The sequence below is a fragment of the Chryseobacterium endophyticum genome (assembly GCF_056333165.1).
Genome location: NZ_JBWGXE010000001.1, coordinates 718,385 through 736,620 on the forward strand (window position 1 = coordinate 718,385; position 18,236 = coordinate 736,620).

The following is an 18,236-nucleotide window of genomic DNA, read 5'->3' on the forward strand; positions in this document are numbered from 1 at the left end:
GAATATTATTAACATTATATTTATATTTGCAAAATATTTTAAATTAATACATGAAAGCACTTGTGTTTCCTGGGCAGGGTTCTCAGTTCGTAGGAATGGGAAAAGAATTGTATGATTCTCGAAAAGATATCAAAGATCTGATGGAATCTGCCAACGAAATTTTAGGATTCGATATCTTATCTGTGATGTTTGGCGGAACGGATGATGATCTTAAAAAAACCGAAGTTACCCAACCTTCAATTTTTATACATTCAGTTGCTGCATTGAAAGCCGTAAACGGTCTCGGAGCAGAAATGGTCGCAGGACATTCTTTAGGAGAGTTTTCAGCATTGGTTGCGAATGGCGTTTTGTCTTTTGATGACGGACTGAAGCTGGTTTCCGAAAGGGCAAAGGCCATGCAGGCCGCTTGTGATGCCAATCCGAGTTCTATGGCCGCCATTTTAGGATTAGAAGATGCTAAAGTGGAGGAAATATGTTCTCAGATCAACGGAATCGTTGTGCCGGCTAATTACAACTGTCCTGGGCAGCTGGTCATTTCCGGGGAAACGTCAGCCGTTGAAGAAGCCTGTTTGAAATTAAAAGAAGCAGGTGCCAAAAGAGCATTATTGTTACCGGTAAACGGTGCATTCCATTCTCCTTTGATGCAGCCGGCACAGGAAAGACTGGCAGCGGCCATCGAGCAGACAAAATTCAGAAAAGCAACCATTCCGGTATACCAGAATATTACGACAACGGCGATTTCTGATCCGGATGAGATTAAGAAAAACCTTATCGCCCAGCTTACCGGTCCTGTAAAATGGACACAATCGGTACAGAATATGATCAAAGACGGGGCAACAAATTTCGTAGAAGTGGGTCCTGGAAAAACATTACAGGGACTGATCAAAAAAATTGACAGTACGGTAGACGTTGCTTCTGCCATCTAAAATCAATTAAATCATGGGCGAGATATTTTCACCGGGAAAGCTGATGCTTACTTCAGAATATTTCGCTATAGACGGAGCTCTTGTCCTGGCGGTACCTACAAAGCCGGGACAAGAGTTTTCTTTTAAGGAATCCAATGATGGGAGATCCCTGGTCTTCTGGGAAGCGTACCATCAGAATAAATTATGGTTAAAGGCGGTCATCGATTACCAAAGCTGGCAGATCCTGGAAACCAATATTCCCGCAAGTGCAGCGTTTATTTTAAAAACATTAAAAAACGTTCAGTCGCTTTCCGATACAAAATTCAAAAATAATTTTACCTACCATCTTACGACCAATCTTCAGTTTCCGGCAAATTACGGCTTGGGAAGCAGTTCTACTTTAATGAACAATCTTGCGGAATGGGCAGCGGTTGATCCTTTTTATTTAAATACGATAAGCCTTGGCGGAAGCGGCTATGATATTGCCGTGGCCAAAGAAAAATCTGCAGTGCTTTATCAGAACAAACCGGAGATCAAATATGAAAAGGTAAATTTCAGTCCTTCCTTTAAAAATGAACTCATTTTTATTCACCTCAATCAGAAGCAGGACAGCCGTGAAGGAATCAACTTTTACAGATCTAAAAATAAATCACAAAAACTGGTGGATGAATTTTCGGATCTTACAAGAAAAATTTTATTATGCAGCGAATTGAAAAATTTTTCTGACTTATTGTTATTTCATGAACAAAAAATATCGGATTTCCTTGAAATTCCAACAGTTAAGGAACGTTTTTTCGCCGATTGTCCGGTTTTTGTGAAAAGTCTTGGGGCATGGGGCGGAGATTTTGTCATGAGCTCAAAATTTGATGGCTTTAAGGACTATTTTTGGGGAAAAGATTTTAACACTATTTTCGAATGGAAGGATATAATAGACTTGTAGTCAGTAGATTATAAAGTTGTATTTTTATTTGCCATTTTGACTTATATGATTATATTTAAACCACTTTTAACAATTAATTAATATTAATTTTGTTAACACCCAAAAAGAAATAGAAAATATAAGTAAAATGAAAAACGCTAAAATCATCCAGGATTTAGAAAAATTAGGGATTAAAGGAAACTATCAGATCGTTTATAATCCTTCGTATGAAGAATTGTACCAGGCTGAAGTTTCTCCTGAAAATCAGGGCTTTGAAAAAGCTGAGCTTACGGAATCTGGTGCAGTATCAGTAAAAACAGGAATTTTCACAGGTCGTTCACCTAAAGACAGATATATTGTTCAGGATGATGTTACGAGAGATACGATTTTCTGGGACGGTAAAGTAAACCTGCCGACTTCTCCGGAAATTTTTCAATCTTGTAAAGAAATAGTACTGAATCAACTTTCTACATCAAAAAAAATCTACGTGGTAGACGCTTTTTGCGGAACAAATGCTGACACAAGACTTAAGGTGAGATTCATTGTGGAAGTAGCATGGCAGGCACACTTCGTTACGAATATGTTCATCCGTCCTTCTCATTACGAACTGGAAAACTTCGGAGAGCCGGATTTCACGGTAATCAACGGTTCTAAAACGACCAATCCGAACTGGGAAGAGCAGGGGCTTCATTCCGAAAACTTTATCATGTTCAATCTTACCGAAAGACTTCAGATCATCGGCGGTACATGGTACGGCGGCGAAATGAAAAAAGGAATGTTTGCCATGATGAATTATTATCTTCCGCTAAAAGGGATGGCTTCCATGCACTGTTCAGCCAATGTAGGGGAAGAAGGAGATGTGGCTCTTTTCTTCGGTCTTTCAGGAACAGGGAAAACGACCTTATCGGCAGATCCGAAAAGATATCTGATCGGGGACGATGAGCACGGCTGGGACAACAACGGTGTTTTCAATTATGAAGGTGGATGCTATGCAAAAGTGATCGATCTTTCCGCAGAAAAAGAACCGGATATCTTCGGGGCGATCAAAAGAGACGCACTTCTTGAGAATGTTGTTGTAAATAACGGCATCTCGGATTATACAGACAATTCAATCACGGAAAATACAAGGGTATCTTATCCTATTTACCATATCAATAAGATTGTTCTCCCTTCAAAGGCAGGACACGCCAAAAAGATCGTTTACCTTTCGGCAGATGCATTCGGTGTATTGCCTCCGGTTTCCATTTTAGATGAAGATCAGGCACAATACCATTTCCTTTGCGGGTATACTTCCAAGCTGGCAGGTACTGAGAGAGGTATTACAGAACCCGAACCGTCTTTCTCCCCGGCATTCGGAGAAGCATTCTTAACACTGCATCCGACCATGTATTCTAAAACGCTGATCGGGAAAATGAAAGAACATGGCGCCAAAGCCTATCTTGTAAACACAGGATGGAATGGAACCGGAAAAAGAATTTCTCTAAAGGATACAAGAGCCATCATTGATGCCATCATCGACGGATCTATCGAAGAAGCTCCGAAAACCAGAATCCCGATCATGAACCTTGAAGTGCCTACTTCTTTACCAAACGTTTCTGAAGGTATTCTCGATCCAAGAGATACATACGGCAATGTTGAAGAGTGGGAAGACAAAGCAAAAGATCTGGCTGCAAAATACATCAAAAACTTTGAGCAGTACTGCGATTCGGACGAAGCTAAAAAATTAGTGAAATCCGGACCTCAGCTACAGGAACAGACCATTTAGTAAATGAAAGCCTCATCATTAGATGGGGCTTTTTTCATATAAGTTACGGAGTAATTCTATAGCAGTTTCTTCTGTAAATGAGAGGAATTTAAATTCAAATCCTTTGGAGGGCTGGATGAATTTTCAAAGAAAATTTAGACGGGGTGGCCTTAAGCAGCATCACAAATAAAAACGTATTCATCTGTGAAAATCTGTGTAATCCGTGGTCGATAAATCTACAGTCAATTAAACAGAAACCAGGTTCAGCAAAGCCAGCCGGTACCCCTCCATTCCGAAACCCGACAAGACCGCATCGGTATTCGCCGCCGTGACAGACTTTTGTCGGAACTCTTCTCTTTTATAAATATTGCTGATATGCACTTCCACTTTCGGCTTTGTGATGTTCTTCAGGCAGTCGGCAATGGCATAGGAGTAGTGTGTAAAAGCGCCCGGATTGATCACGACAGCATCAAAATCATCCTCCTGTAACCTGTTGATAATTTCACCTTCAATATTCGATTGATAATATTGAATATCATGAGAAGGAAATGCAGATTTTAAATTGGCCAGATAATCTTCCATAGATACATTACCGTAGATTTCAGGCTCTCTCGTTCCCAGGAGATTTAGGTTCGGGCCGTTTACAATTAAAACTTTCATATCATAAAATTAATGTTTTTACCGTATACGGAAGGGTTTCAGGACTTATTTTTTTTAGCCGGAAATTTCACCTTATTATTTAAAGGAATGCAAAAACCTTTTTAAATACAGGTCTCAATGCGTAAAAGTCATTCAGACGGCACGAAGATCTGTATAAAAACCACTAACTTTGGGTAGAAGGAAGTAACAAGGCTCCTTTTAAGCTTCCGGAAATCCACCAACGATCATGAAGAAATATATTGAAGATAAATTAATCGACAAAAATACCAAGCCCACCAGCATGAGAATTCTGGTATATGATTTCCTGAGTTCCCAGGAAGCGGCGCTTTCACTGTCGGAAATTGAAAATCATTTTGAACATGCCGACAGAACGACCATTTACAGGACCTTGAAAACGTTCGAGGAAAAAGGAATCGTTCACAGCATCCAGGAAAATACGACCACAAGATACAAGCTTTGCCACGATGGCTGCGACGAAAATACACACAAAGACCGGCACCTTCATTTTTACTGTAAAATATGCAAACAGACCACCTGCAGGGAAGATATTTCCTTCCCGGAAAATATGCAGACCGATTTTCGCATCGACGAAATACGCCTTTTTGCCAAAGGAATATGCGAAACCTGCCTGGAAAGTTTGCCATAGCATTGCATTTGCTTAAGATCTAGTTTTACATAAAAATTAAGTTATGGAAGAATGTTGCAGCACAAAACCAAAAAAAGATAATCACAGCCATAATCACGAAGGCCACGACCATTCGCATGATACCGGGGATAAATCTGTTTTTCAGATGTTTCTCCCGGCCATCATTTCTTTCCTGTTATTGTTAGCGGGCATTGCATTGGATCACTACATAAAACCGGAATGGTTTACCGGATGGCTACGGCTCGGATGGTATCTTGCCGCCTATATCCCGGTGGGAATTCCGGTGCTGAAAGAAGCGTATGAAAGCATCACCCACGGAGATGTTTTCTCTGAATTTTTCCTGATGGGGATTGCCACAGTGGGCGCCTTTGCCATTGGTGAGTATCCTGAAGGCGTCGCCGTTATGCTGTTCTATTCTGTCGGAGAAGTTTTCCAGGGAATAGCTGTTACAAAGGCGCAAACCAATATCAAATCATTGCTTGACCAGAGACCCGATGAAGTGACGGTCATCAAAGAAGGGAAACCAATCACCATAAAAGCCGAAAAAGTAAACATCGGAGAGATCATCCAGCTAAAGTCCGGTGAAAAGCTGGGGCTGGACGGAGAACTGCTGTCTGAAACGGCCTCTTTCAATACCGCGGCACTCACAGGAGAAAGTAAGCCCGATACCAAAACAAAAGGACAAATGGTATTGGCTGGAATGATTAATTTAAATACCGTCAGCCAGGTGAGAGTCACGGCCGCTTACAAAGACAGCAAGCTGAGCCGGATTCTTGAATTGGTGCAGAACGCCACGGCCCAAAAAGCCCCCACCGAATTATTCATCAGGAAATTTGCCAGGATCTATACGCCCATTGTCGTATTTCTGGCGGTAGGAATCACATTTTTGCCCTATTTTTTCGTTAAAGACTATCTGTTCAGCCAATGGCTGTATCGGGCACTGATATTTCTGGTGATCTCCTGTCCTTGCGCACTGGTGATCTCCATTCCGCTGGGGTACTTCGGGGGAATAGGGGCCGGCAGCCGGAACGGTATTTTATTTAAAGGCAGTAATTTCCTGGATCTTCTGGCCAATATCCGGAATGTGGTGATGGACAAGACCGGAACATTAACAGAAGGCGTCTTCAAAGTACAGGAAGTTATTTTTAACAATGAGGTGAATAAGGATGAAATCCTAAAGCTCATTAATGTTTTGGAAAGCAAAAGCTCACACCCCGTAGCCACAGCCATCCACGAATATGCCGGCGAAATAGACCATTCTATTATAATGGATGATGTAGAGGAGATCTCAGGACATGGCCTGAAAGCTACCGTTAACGGGAAAGAACTTCTGGTCGGAAATCTGAAGCTGATGGATAAATTTCATATCAGCTATGATATCAATTCTGACAATATAGTGTACACCCTCATCGCAGTGGCGTATGATAAAAAATTCGCAGGCTACCTCACCATTGCAGATGCTGTAAAGCCCGATGCGTCATCAGCCGTCAACAGGTTAAAGGCAATGAATGTAAAAACCACCATGCTGAGTGGTGACAAAACCTCTGTGGTAAAACACGTTGCCGATCAGTTAGGAATCCTCAATGCGTACGGAGACCTGTTGCCGGAAGATAAAGTGAACAAAATAAAAGAGATAAAAGCAAGGAAAGAAACCGTTGCTTTTGTCGGGGATGGTGTGAATGATGCTCCTGTGGTAGCCCTCAGCGATGTCGGAATTGCCATGGGCGGACTCGGAAGTGATGCCACCATCGAAACCGCAGATGTCGTGATACAGGATGATAAGCCAAGTAAAATTCCCATGGCTATCAATATCGGAAAGCAGACAAGAAAAATTGTGTGGCAGAATATCATTCTGGCATTCGCGGTAAAAGCGGTGGTCCTTATCCTGGGCGCCGGCGGGCTGGCCACGATGTGGGAAGCCGTTTTTGCAGATGTCGGGGTTGCTCTGCTGGCCATCCTCAATGCCGTGCGGATCCAGAGAATGACTTTTACTTCGGAATAAAGATCATCAAAAAAGACTTTTATTTCAATAGGACGGGCTTTAGCCCGTTTTTTTATAATCGGCTGGAACGATCTGGCTTCAGCCAAAATTTAAAATAAGCATCATCCATTTCTTCCCACCAGAAAGTTTGTCGCAAGGGTGTAATAGGTTTTCTGGTATTCCGGAAAGTCTCCTGCAGGTTGCAGCACGTTTTCTGGTATCCCGGAAAGTTTCCTGCAGGTTGCAGCAGGTTTTCCGGAAATATCAATGCCTTTCATCATAATTGTCGCGTAAGAAGATTTTAAATTTTTATAATCGGCTGAACGATTTGGCTTCATCCAAATTTAAACAACCTGAATTCGTGATAATTTTATATACCACGCAAAGCTAAACAAAGTATTAATCACATACCTTTCAAAATTTAAGATATACGAAGGCGTGAAACTTATCAAAGTAATACAAAATTGTTGTATTACTTTAATAAACGAAGTGGCATTGTTTAACTTAAAAGCGTTTCAAAAATTAAATATTTCTTTGTTTCTCTTTGCGATAAAATAATTTTATTTTGAAAATCAATTATTTAAAATATCGCTTATCCCGAACTCAGGTTTAATAAATCCAAACATTTTCCTTTCACCCGAAAATCTCCTGCAAGGGTGCAATACATTTTCGGCTGTTCCCGAAAGTTTGTCGCAGGGGTGTAACGGGTTTTCGGATGTCCCCGAAAGTCTCCTGCAGTTTGCAGCGCATTTTCGGAAGGATCCGAAAGTTCCCTGCAGAGTGCAGCGGGTTTTCGGGAAATATCAATGACTTTCATCATAATCGTCCTGTAAGAAAATTTTCAGTAGTATATTTGTAGTACCAAAAAAGAAAGTTGAGGTTTTTCATTTCCATATTTATCATCTTTACCATCGCATTACGTCCGGTTCTGCCATTGGTCAATTATGCGGTCAATTATGATTATATCGTGAAGAATCTCTGCGAAAACAGGAACATCCCCCAATCTACCTGCAAAGGGAAATGCTATGTCGCCAAAGAACTGGCAAAAACGGAGAAGCAATCCAACAACAATCAGAATATAAAGATCGGCGGCCTGGATGTCTTTCTGTCAAATGACATTCTTCTTTTCACCACCGGAAAACAATTTCCCTGTGATCTTAAGAATCCGGCCCCGGATGATATCAGCTTCCGTACATCAGGGTATTTTTCCAGGATATTCCATCCTCCTTTAGCCTAAAATTATTTTCAGCACATTTCTCAGTTGAATTTCACATGAAATAAACTTAAGCATCATTTGCTGAGTGTTTATTTTACGCTGAGCCTGTAGAAGTATCCTTGTGGACGTATCAACATGAAGTTTTACGAAAAACTTTGCGGGCATGGCGTTTAAACTGGATCTATTGTTAAATTTAGTTTAAAAATCAACCTTGTTTTTCCCATTACGAGTATTAATTTCAATGTAAATAAAATGAAATCAAAAGTTATTTTAACAGCCCTATTGTCTGTTTCCCTGATGGCCTGTGCCCAGGAAACGCCTAAAGTAAAGCATAAAAAAGCAAAAACGGCAGCAAAAGCCGATGCAAAAACCGTGAAGTTTGCCAACGCCACAGATCCGATCTGTAATATGCCGACCGAAGCCGATATGAAAGATACGGCAGTCTATAAAAATAAAACGTACGGTTTTTGCAGTGCATACTGCCGTGACGAGTTTAAAAAGAATCCGGAAAAGTATGTCCAGAAATAAGAAGACCAACAATACAAAGCGCAAAGTCATTATTCCGATAGCGGTTATGGCGCTGCTTTTCTTCGGGATCGGGGTCGGGATGGGCTACTTCAAGAAGAATCTGTACACGGTCATGAAAGTTCCCGATTTTAAACTTACCGACCAGAACCATAAAGCGATAACGAATAAGGATATGCTGGGAAAGGTCTATCTGGTAGAATTTTTCTTCAGCAGATGCCCGACGATTTGCCCGGTGATGAATACCAACATGAGGCACATCGAAGACGAGATCAATAATCCTGATTTTGGAATAATCTCCATCAGCATTGATCCGGAGAACGATACTCCCGGACTGCTGAAGGAACATGCTAAAAGAATAGGCGCAAAGTCTCCCAACTGGCACTTCCTGACCGGCAACAGGGATTATATCGGTAAGATCGCCGATGAATTCAATATCTATGTAGGGGATAAGGAAGACGAAAGCGAAAGCCTGAACCACAGCGGAATGATCGCCCTGGTGGATAAAGAAGGAAACATCCGGTGCCGATATAATAAAGAAAATATGCCCATCCTTTATTATTCGGGACTGAATTATGAAGACCCGGAAGGAAAAGTTCCGAAGCTGAACGGGAAATACCATCCGGACCGGAAAATTTTAATTGAAGATATTAAAAAATTGTTGAAGTAAAAGAATGGAAGTTAGAAGATGGAAGCTGGAAGTTTAATGATGTTTAAAATAACTTCCATTCTCCCAATCTCCATCTTCCATCTAAAATTTTAACCATATATAAAAATAGGAAATTATGAAAATTATGAAAATTGCTGCTCTGAGTGCAGTATTTGCGGCCCAGTTTGCCATGGCACAATTCAAACAGACCCCTCTTCCGTATGCGTACAACGCACTGGAAGGAAACATTGATGCGCAGACCATGGAAATTCACTATTCAAAACATGCCGCTGCGTATGTGGCTAATCTGAACAAGGCGATTGCCGGAACCCCACAGGAAAAACAAAGCCTGTTTGAGATCATGTCGAATGCGTCAAAGCTAAGTCCGGCCATAAGAAATAATGCCGGCGGCCACTACAACCACGAGCTGTTCTGGACGGTTCTGACACCGGAAAAAAATACGCAGCCGTCTGCAAAACTGGCCAAAGCCATCAACGACGCTTTCGGAAGCATGGAGGCTTTTAAAGAAAAAATGAGCAAAGCCGGCGCCGACCGTTTCGGGTCGGGATGGGCGTGGCTTGCGGTAGACAAAAACGGTAAGCTGTTCGTTTCATCAACCCCAAACCAGGATAATCCTTTAATGGATGTGGTAGAGCAAAAAGGAACGCCCATCTTTGGAATTGATGTCTGGGAGCATGCGTATTACCTGAAATATCAGAACAAAAGAGCCGACTATCTTTCAGCAATCTGGAACGTAACCAATTGGAAAGAGATCAGCAGAAGATACGAAGAGGCAGTAGCCAAAAAATAATCTGAATGAACTTTATTTGCAGCATATTCCTTACCTTATTCGTGGTATTCAGACCTCTGGTGCCGCTGGTGGAATATGCTGTAAATTATGATTATATCTCTGAAGTTTTATGTATCAACAAAGACAATACGGAACTGCACTGCAACGGGAAATGCTACCTCAGGAAACAGCTCTCCAAGGTTAATGATACTGAATCTTCTCCTTTAAACAAGACAAAAAATTCCGGCCAGAAATTACTGGATATCTACATTCTCCCCGATATAGCCGGAATCAATACAACAGAAAATACTTTCTTTTCACATTTCAATTTTCTCTTGACATCGGACTATTCTTTTCTGTACCTGAAATCTGTTTTCAGGCCGCCCGTTTTAAGTTAATTTTTTAAACCTTATTTAATTCCAAAAGTTTACGCTTTTACTCATTAGTTGTGATTCAATAAAAATCTCAGCCAGGTTTTTAGTGTCATTGCTAAGCCAAAACTTTTCAGTTTAAATCGAATGAACGCTCATTCGATCAAAAAAATTCTATTTAAAAATTAACTTAAAAAATCAACAATGAAAATTTATAAACTCTTACCGCTATTCCTGATCATCGCCACATTATTCATCACTTCCTCATGCAGCAGCCATGATGACGATGAGGTTCAGGCCGCGACTCCGGGAAATCTTCAGGTAAAATTTGAAAACGGATTCAATAACCTCGGGGATATTGTATTGAACCAGACGACGCAAACTTCTTCAAACGGACAGAAATACCAGTTTTCAACCTTAAAATACATCATCAGCAATATCACGCTGATCGATGAAAACGGTAATCAATTTAAATATCACGAAAACGATCCGGATAAAGGAGCCTTCATCATCGACCAGTCGGAAGCGGTTGCCGGCATCAATTATATTAACCTCGCCGATATTCCTAAAAACAATTATAAGAAAATAAAAATCGGACTGGGAATCAGCCAGAATGCTTACCTGATTGGCCAGGACGGGCAGGGTGTTTTCTGGCAAAAAGCAAAAACCGCCGGAATGGCCTGGTCATGGGCAGCAGGATATATTTTCACGAAACTGGAAGGCAAGTACGGAACTTCTGCACCGGTTTCCGAATTTATGAACCACTGTGGAAATATGGGAAATACAGCGGCCAACAACACGCCCGATCTCTACCGTGAAATTACCCTGGATTTGCCCACTACGGCAAGGGTATCTCAGGACATCACGCCTTCCATCCATATTCTGGCCGATCTTAATCAGTATCTGAGCGGGCAGAAAGCGTTAACCCTGGACTCAAACAACGACACGGCGATGGGCTCCAGCCAGCATCTGGTAGATGTTACCGACAATATTTCAAAAATGTTCAGAGTAGATCACGTTCATAATGATTAAGAGATTAAAAAAGTCCGGAAGCGCGGGTTTCCTTGCGGGGTTATTTGTTTTAAGTATGCTGATGTGTATTGCTTGTTCCGATGAAGTGATGGAGCCTCTTGAAAAAAATGAGGCTTACCCGCTTGAGAAACCATCCGGTTTTCCTGAGATGACATTTGATGTCACCGGAAATCCCGTTACGGTCAATGGGGTTGCTTTGGGTAAAAAACTGTTTTATGAAGGGAAACTGTCCCGGAATAATACCATTTCATGCGGGTTTTGCCATATCCAGGAATATGCTTTCACGCACCATGGCCACAGCATAAGCCACGGCATTGATGATCGGCTGGGAATGCGCAATGCACCACCAATACAAAACATGGCTTTCCTGAAAAATTATACCTGGGACGGCGTAAGCCACAACCTCGATGAAAGATCGCTGGTTCCCATCACGACCGATTTTGAAATGGATAGTTCGCTCCCCGAAGCGGTTGGAAAACTTAACGCTGACAGCAATTATAAAAAAATGTTTAAAGCGGCATTCGGAGATGAAAATATTACAGGAGACAGAGTTTTGAAGGCGATTTCCCAGTTTATGGCGACCATGATCTCTGCTGATTCAAAATATGACAGGATGAAAAAAGGAGCGGCTGCCTTCACGGCTGAAGAGAACCAGGGAATGTCGCTGTTTCAGAACAAATGTGCCGCATGTCATTCGGGTGACCTGTTTACGGATGAAAGTTACCGCAATACAGGAATGTACTACAACAGCCAGCTCAATGACCGGGGAAGGTACAGGGTAACTTTAGACTGGAATGACAATATGAAATTCCGTGTTCCAAGCCTCAGAAATGTGGAATATACCGCTCCTTATATGCATGACGGAAGGTTTTACTCCCTGGATGCCGTCATGGATTTCTATTCCGGAAATGTAGAGGACCAGCCGAACCTTGATCCTCTTTTAAAACAGAACGGTCACGTAGGAATTCCCATGAACAGCCAGGAGAAACAGTATATCATCGCTTTCCTGAAAACCTTAAGCGATCAAAATTTTATTACCAACCCAAAATTCGCCGAGTAATCATGATTAAAAAACTAATGGTATTCATTTGCCTGATGAGCTTTTATCTCCATCAGGCCAGAACGGTCAATGACAGCCTTTACATTCCACAAAGTTTCAGTCATATTGTTTTGTATGACGATTGTGATGCGTGTGGCTGTGCTGCGGGCAACGGCTCTTCCGGTTTTGAATCGCTGCTTAATCCTCAGTTTATAGGAATTAAATATTTTGCCCAGCATTATAAAGCCAAAGAAAATCTTTTCACTGATGAACTGACCCAGGACCAGTATTTCAATACCATTCAGCTCTGGGGTAAAATTCCTGTCGCCAAAAAGATCAGTGTTTATGCAAGCATTCCCTATCATTTCCATACCAAAAAAACACTGCAGGGAGATATTCCGATCCAGGGAATCGGGGATGCCAGTGTGATGGGAATTTACCAGCTTATGGATTCACGAGATTCTGCTCACCAGCTTAATGGCGGGATCGGCGTGAAAATTCCGGTCGGAAAGTTTGATGAAAAGGGAATCTCCGGTGTGAATCCCAGTTTTCAGCTCGGTACGGGAAGCTGGGATTATCAGCTGGCCATCAATTATAAGTTTCAGAAGAATAAAGTGGCTGTACTGCTCAGCACCGATTATACGCTGAAAACGGAAAACAGAAAGCATTACCGTTTCGGAAACCAATGGAATTATTCTGCGGCAGGTTTTTACAGGCTCTGGAATGCTGAAAAAGGTGTGGTTTCGGGAAAATTGGGTGTGCAGGGTGAAGTGTATGACTGGAACAGGCAATTTGGTGAAATTATGCCCAATACCGCTGGCAACGCACTCTATGGAAAACTTGGTTTCGAGGCTTCCTATAAGAAGTTCAGCCTCGGGAGTGAGATCATGCTTCCTGCATACTCCCATCTTGCGGGAGAAGATCTTGAAGCGAGGTCACGTTTCAGTGTGTTCCTGAACTTTGGGATTTAGCAATGTAAATAAGAAGCTTCAGGTATTGTCTGCGGGAGAAAACTGCTTTCAGGCAATACCTTTTTTTCAATTATATGATTCATACTCACGGAGATTACATTCGATTTTGATTCTATGATTTATTTTCTATCTTTGCCGCAATCTGGTGAGCCGTAAAAAGCGCTTAAAAGGGAATCCGGTGAAAATCCGGAACAGACCCGCTGCTGTAAGCTCCAAACCAAAGTTTCCGGAAGGTATATCCACTGTTTTTTAATGGGAAGGATTTCGGAAACGGAGTAAGTCAGAAGACCTGCCGGAGGATTTATCGTTTGACGCTTTCGTGGAATAAAGCTTAGGACATCATTGATTCTGTGCAGTGTATAGCTGTACTTTATCACTGTATTCTTATATCCGTTAGCGTCATCATTATCCTATGTTGAGCTAATGGTGACCATATTTTTTACATCGCGACTTCAGAAGGTTGTTTGCACCATATTGGTGTTGACAGCACATCTTGTATTTTCACAATCCGTCCGGGATACGGTGAAGGAACATTCAATCATTCCCGTTCATATCAAGAAGAAAAATTTTAAACAGGTTCTTCCGGCACAGGTTTTATCAGGAGAAACACTGGAAAGGCTCAATAGCCATTCCGTTGCCGATGCGCTAAGATATTTTTCCGGAACACAGATCAAGGATTATGGTGGGATTGGCGGACTGAAAACCATCGACATCAGAAGCATGGGAAGTCAGCATGTCGGTGTTTTCTATGATGGCATTCAGATCGGAAATGCGCAGAACGGTGTGGTGGATCTGGGAAGATATTCATTGGACGACCTGGAAGAAATTTCTTTATATAACGGGCAGAAAAGTGAGATCTTCCAGCCGGCAAAGGATTTCGGTTCTTCGGGATCAATTTATCTGCAGCCCAAAATTCCAACCTTTAAAGATCAGAGTAAAACAAATCTTACGGTAAGGTTAAAAAACAGTTCTATCGATTTATTCAATCCTTCCTTCCGGCTGGAACAGAAAATATCCCAGAATATTTCGGCAAGTTTCAGTTCGGAATTTATTCAGAGTGACGGCGTTTACAAATACCGCTACAAAAAGAAATATCCCGACGGCGAAATTGCCAACGATACGATTGCCAAACGCCATGATTCGGATATCAGGGCCAAACGTTTCGAAACATCTTTAAATGGAAATCTGAATAACGGAAGCTGGAATGTCCGTGGCTACGGCTACCTCTCCGACAGGGGAATACCTGCTGCTATTGTCAATAACCGTTTTGACGGGAGAGGGGAAAGGCAGACCGATGAGAATTTTTTTGTCCAGGGAAGCTTTAGGAAGAAAATATTTCCGAAACTGGAAACTCAGCTGAAAGCCAAATTTGCCTACGACTACACGCATTACATCGATACGGCGTCCTCTATAAAAATCGAGAATCAGTATGTACAGCGGGAACTTTACCTTTCAAGCTCCAATCTCTATTCGGTAACGCCGGACTGGGATATCGGCGCAAGCCTGGATTTTCAGTATAATAATCTCGATGCGGATCTTGATAATTTTTCCTATCCCGTGCGGTATACCACTCTTACAGCATTCGCTACGACTTACCAGTGGAAAAATCTGAAGTTTTTAGGAAGTGTCCTGGGAACCTTCATTGCCGAACAGGTGGAAAAGAACACAAAATCACCCGACAGGACGGTCTGGACTCCGGCCGCTTTTCTGAGCTACCAGCCTTTTGCGGGCAGAGATTTTACCGTAAGGGCTTTCTATAAAAGGATTTTCAGGATGCCTACATTTAATGACCTTTATTATACGATGATTGGCAACAGTTCCCTGCAACCGGAATTTACCAATCAGTATAACCTGGGCTTCACTTATTCCCAAAGTTTTGGTCATTCAGTTTTACAAAGAATTTCGGTAAAGGCAGACGGCTATTTTAACAAAGTGGAAAATAAAATCATCGCCGCTCCCAACGGAAGTATGTTTCGCTGGATGATGCTGAATCTGGGTGAAGTTGAAGTTCTCGGAACCGATGTTAATCTTCAGGCAGATCTTGTTTTTGGTAAACTAAAGATTCATCCTTTGTTAACCTACACTTTTCAGCGGGCAAGAGATTTTTCCGGTCGTGAAGAGTCTTATTTCGGGCACCAGATTCCGTACACGCCATGGCACAGCGGATCTTTTTCCCTGATGTCCGATTATAAAAGCTGGAGTTTCAATTACAGTTTTATCTATGTCGGCGAGCGTTACGACGGGCAGCAGAACAATATTCAGTACAACTATATCCAGCCGTGGTACACACACGATCTGTCGGTTCAGAAGAAAATCAATTGGAAAAAGCACGAATTCAAAGCAAGCTTTGAGGTGAATAATATCCTGAATCAGTATTATGATGTGGTCTTAAATTATCCGATGCCGGGGAGAACTTTTAAACTCATTGTCAGCTTTACTTTATGAAAAAATTAAACTTTTACCTTATTATTTCCGTTTTATTTTCCCTGTTTTCCTGCAGAACCGATGAGTTTATTCCCAGGGAAGAAACGGAAACAGGCCTGGCGGCGCCGGAAAATACTGCTATTAAAGGATTTTACCTGCTAAACGAAGGAAATATGGGCAGCAATAAAGCCACTCTGGATTTCTTCGACTATACCACAGGAACCTATCACCGGAATATTTACGCGGAAATAAACCCGACTGTCATTAAAGAACTTGGAGACGTGGGAAATGATATTCAGATTTATGGAGCTAAAATGTATGCGGTCATCAATGTTTCCAATAAAATTGAAGTACTGGATGCCAAAACGGCTAAAAGAATCAAAACGATTAATCTCGAAAACTGCCGTTACATCACCTTTAAAGACGGAAAAGCCTACGCCTCAAGCTATGCCGGCCCGGTTTCAATTGATCCGGATGCGCCTTTGGGAAAGGTTGTTGAAATCGATACAACTTCTTTAACGATCCAGAGAACAGCGGTCGTAGGGTATCAGCCCGAAGAAATGGCAATTGTGGGGAATCAGCTGTTTGTGGCTAATTCCGGAGGATACAAACCTCCTGATTATGACAGAACGGTGTCGGTTGTCGATCTTAATTCTTTCGCCGAAACTAAAAAAATAGACGTTGCCATCAATCTTCACAGGATCACGAAAGATCAGTACGGGGATCTTTATGTAACATCCAGGGGCGATTATTACACGGTTCCATCCAGTTTGTTTGTACTGGACGCTGCAACAGGTACCGTGAAGAAAAATTTTCATATCTCGGTGAGCGCAATGACCATCGTCAATGACAAGCTGTATTATTTCGGAAATGAATTTAATTATAACACCCATTCTTACAGTAAAACCTTTGGGATTATTGATGTTAAGACGGAAGAAGTTATTTCAAACAAGATGATCAGCCAGCAGTATGCAGATGCGATTAAAACGCCTTATGGCATTGCCGTAAATCCGGTTACGGAAGACATTTATCTTACCGACGCAAGAAATTATGTGTCGACAGGTTTTGTGTATTGTTTTGACCGGAACGGGCAATTCAAATGGAAAACGGAAGGCGGAAATATTCCCGCTCACTTCACTTTTTTATATAAGTAATCCATTCTAAAATGAAAAAAAATACTTTTAAACTTATTAAGTTATCACTCGCTTCAGCCTTTCTTATCGGAACCGTAGGCTGTAAAAGCGAAAGAGAAGACGAGGAAACGGTTTTTACCGGACTGGAGGAGTCTTACACAATAGACCGCCTCAGGGTTTTGAATATCGATCCTAAAACGGGAGGTGCTTTTAAATGGAGCATCAACGACTCTGTTATTTCACAGGAAAGCCAGCTCGATTTCATCAGCCCGGCTGTAAAAACATATCCTTTAACCCTGACCATCGATTTTGGAGGAAGTGTAAAAACATATCATTCCAAAATTATCGTTAAACCGGAAGCGGTTCCGTACAGCAGGTATATTTCTGATGTTTTAGATTTCCGTCCGGCGGTAGGCCAGTTTACCAATGAAATGCCTGAATACTCGGATGGTGATACTTTTAGCCAAATGCTTCAGAGAGCTAAGGCATCGCTGATAGGAAGCAGTCCGTCTTTAATTACTTTGGGTGGTTTCGGAGGCTATGTGGTCTTGGGTTTTGATCATACCATTCCGAATATGAACGGGAAGGATTTTAAGATTCTGGGAAATGCTTTTTTTGGAAACGATGCGAGCCAGCCGCGCTCCGGATCCTGCGAACCAGGTATTATCATGGTCGCCTACGACCGTAACAAAAACGGAAAGCCCGATGATGAAGAGTGGTACGAAATAGCCGGAAGTGAATACTTTAAGAATACAACCGTAAAAAATTACAGCATTACGTATTTCAAACCCAATGAAAATAAACCTCCTGTTACCGGAAGTGAATTCTGGCAGGCTGATATCGAGTATATCAAATGGCAGGACAATCTCGGAAATACAGGGTATAAAACGAAAAATGCATTTCATGGACAAAGCTATTATCCACTGTGGATTGCAGATGCTTCTTACAGTTTTACCGGAACAAAGCTGATGAATAATTATTACGATCAAAGCGGAACCGGAGATTACTGGGCAGGAAAGTCTTATGATTTTGGATATGCAGACAACGCCCCGAATAACGATGAAGCCTCTAATATCGATATATCATGGGCCGTAGACCGGAACGGGAAATATGTAAAATTGCCGGGTATTGACTTTATAAAAGTGTATACCGGAGTGAATCAGGAGGCCGGCTGGGTAGGTGAGGTATCTACGGAAGTGGGCGGTGCTTATGATCTCCATTTGAATTAAAT

Annotated in this window: 19 protein-coding genes and 1 riboswitch; of the genes, 16 read left to right on the plus strand and 3 right to left on the minus strand. The window is 41.8% G+C overall.

The features are described from left to right. The first annotated feature begins 50 nt into the window (after positions 1-50). The 3 genes from fabD to pckA all read left to right on the plus strand — a co-directional run bounded on the left by fabD (position 51) and on the right by pckA (position 3,589). Positions 51-926 (plus strand): ACP S-malonyltransferase, encoded by an 876-nt coding sequence (fabD, locus tag AC0N32_RS03400; RefSeq protein ID WP_476392466.1) that lies wholly within the window; start codon positions 51-53, stop codon positions 924-926. A gap of 13 nt (positions 927-939) precedes the next feature. Continuing rightward, complete coding sequence (locus tag AC0N32_RS03405; protein ID WP_476392467.1) at positions 940-1,845, plus strand: GYDIA family GHMP kinase; 906 nt, start codon at positions 940-942, stop codon at positions 1,843-1,845. A gap of 127 nt (positions 1,846-1,972) precedes the next feature. Further along, entirely contained in the window at positions 1,973-3,589 is a 1,617-nt protein-coding gene (gene pckA, locus AC0N32_RS03410; RefSeq protein WP_476392468.1) for a phosphoenolpyruvate carboxykinase (ATP), read from the plus strand. A 225-nt stretch (positions 3,590-3,814) separates the two neighbouring features. On the opposite strand, the gene AC0N32_RS03415 is transcribed toward pckA, so the two are convergent. Continuing rightward, entirely contained in the window at positions 3,815-4,228 is a 414-nt protein-coding gene (locus tag AC0N32_RS03415) for a type II 3-dehydroquinate dehydratase (RefSeq protein ID WP_476392469.1), read from the minus strand. Positions 4,229-4,454: 226 nt separating this feature from the next. Here AC0N32_RS03415 and AC0N32_RS03420 point away from each other — a divergent pair, with 226 nt between their 5' ends. Further along, the gene (locus AC0N32_RS03420) at positions 4,455-4,874 is read left to right on the plus strand and encodes a Fur family transcriptional regulator (RefSeq protein WP_476392470.1); all 420 of its coding nucleotides are present in this window, start codon (positions 4,455-4,457) and stop codon (positions 4,872-4,874) included. Positions 4,875-4,917: 43 nt separating this feature from the next. Next, a complete protein-coding gene (locus AC0N32_RS03425; protein WP_476392471.1) occupies positions 4,918-6,876 on the plus strand; it encodes a heavy metal translocating P-type ATPase in 1,959 nt (652 codons plus the stop codon). A 101-nt stretch (positions 6,877-6,977) separates the two neighbouring features. Here the strand turns inward: AC0N32_RS03425 and AC0N32_RS03430 are convergent, their stop codons facing one another. Further along, positions 6,978-7,193 (minus strand): hypothetical protein, encoded by a 216-nt coding sequence (locus tag AC0N32_RS03430; protein ID WP_476392472.1) that lies wholly within the window; start codon positions 7,191-7,193, stop codon positions 6,978-6,980. 254 nt (positions 7,194-7,447) lie between these two features. Next, complete coding sequence (locus AC0N32_RS03435) at positions 7,448-7,675, minus strand: hypothetical protein (RefSeq protein ID WP_476392473.1); 228 nt, start codon at positions 7,673-7,675, stop codon at positions 7,448-7,450. 54 nt (positions 7,676-7,729) lie between these two features. Between AC0N32_RS03435 and AC0N32_RS03440 the strand changes: the two genes are divergently transcribed. From AC0N32_RS03440 to AC0N32_RS03490, 11 genes are all read left to right on the plus strand, one after another. After that, entirely contained in the window at positions 7,730-8,092 is a 363-nt protein-coding gene (locus AC0N32_RS03440; RefSeq protein WP_476392474.1) for a hypothetical protein, read from the plus strand. Positions 8,093-8,323: 231 nt separating this feature from the next. Further along, the gene (locus tag AC0N32_RS03445; protein WP_476392475.1) at positions 8,324-8,599 is read left to right on the plus strand and encodes a YHS domain-containing protein; all 276 of its coding nucleotides are present in this window, start codon (positions 8,324-8,326) and stop codon (positions 8,597-8,599) included. Then, positions 8,586-9,266: an SCO family protein gene (locus AC0N32_RS03450; RefSeq protein ID WP_476392476.1), complete on the plus strand. Its 681-nt coding sequence runs from the start codon at positions 8,586-8,588 to the stop codon at positions 9,264-9,266. Before AC0N32_RS03445 ends, AC0N32_RS03450 begins: the two co-directional genes overlap by 14 nt. A gap of 115 nt (positions 9,267-9,381) precedes the next feature. Next, entirely contained in the window at positions 9,382-10,056 is a 675-nt protein-coding gene (locus tag AC0N32_RS03455; protein WP_476392477.1) for a superoxide dismutase, read from the plus strand. A gap of 5 nt (positions 10,057-10,061) precedes the next feature. Further along, on the plus strand, positions 10,062-10,433 hold the full coding sequence (locus AC0N32_RS03460) for a hypothetical protein (RefSeq protein WP_476392478.1): 372 nt from the start codon (positions 10,062-10,064) through the stop codon (positions 10,431-10,433). Between the two features lie 177 nt (positions 10,434-10,610). Further along, positions 10,611-11,438: an MbnP family protein gene (locus AC0N32_RS03465; protein WP_476392479.1), complete on the plus strand. Its 828-nt coding sequence runs from the start codon at positions 10,611-10,613 to the stop codon at positions 11,436-11,438. Next, entirely contained in the window at positions 11,431-12,498 is a 1,068-nt protein-coding gene (locus AC0N32_RS03470) for a cytochrome-c peroxidase (RefSeq protein ID WP_476392480.1), read from the plus strand. The genes AC0N32_RS03465 and AC0N32_RS03470 overlap by 8 nt, the downstream gene beginning before the upstream one ends. 2 nt (positions 12,499-12,500) lie before the next feature. Beyond that, complete coding sequence (locus tag AC0N32_RS03475; protein WP_476392481.1) at positions 12,501-13,448, plus strand: transporter; 948 nt, start codon at positions 12,501-12,503, stop codon at positions 13,446-13,448. Positions 13,449-13,574: 126 nt separating this feature from the next. Further along, positions 13,575-13,759, plus strand: a riboswitch (cobalamin riboswitch). Between the two features lie 112 nt (positions 13,760-13,871). Continuing rightward, entirely contained in the window at positions 13,872-15,893 is a 2,022-nt protein-coding gene (locus AC0N32_RS03480) for a TonB-dependent receptor plug domain-containing protein (RefSeq protein ID WP_476392482.1), read from the plus strand. Further along, positions 15,890-17,026 carry a YncE family protein gene (locus AC0N32_RS03485; protein WP_476392483.1) on the plus strand — a complete coding sequence of 379 codons (1,137 nt, stop codon included), beginning with the start codon at positions 15,890-15,892 and terminating at the stop codon, positions 17,024-17,026. The genes AC0N32_RS03480 and AC0N32_RS03485 overlap by 4 nt, the downstream gene beginning before the upstream one ends. 11 nt (positions 17,027-17,037) lie before the next feature. After that, positions 17,038-18,234 (plus strand): cell surface protein, encoded by a 1,197-nt coding sequence (locus AC0N32_RS03490; RefSeq protein WP_476392484.1) that lies wholly within the window; start codon positions 17,038-17,040, stop codon positions 18,232-18,234. Positions 18,235-18,236: the final 2 nt, after the last annotated feature.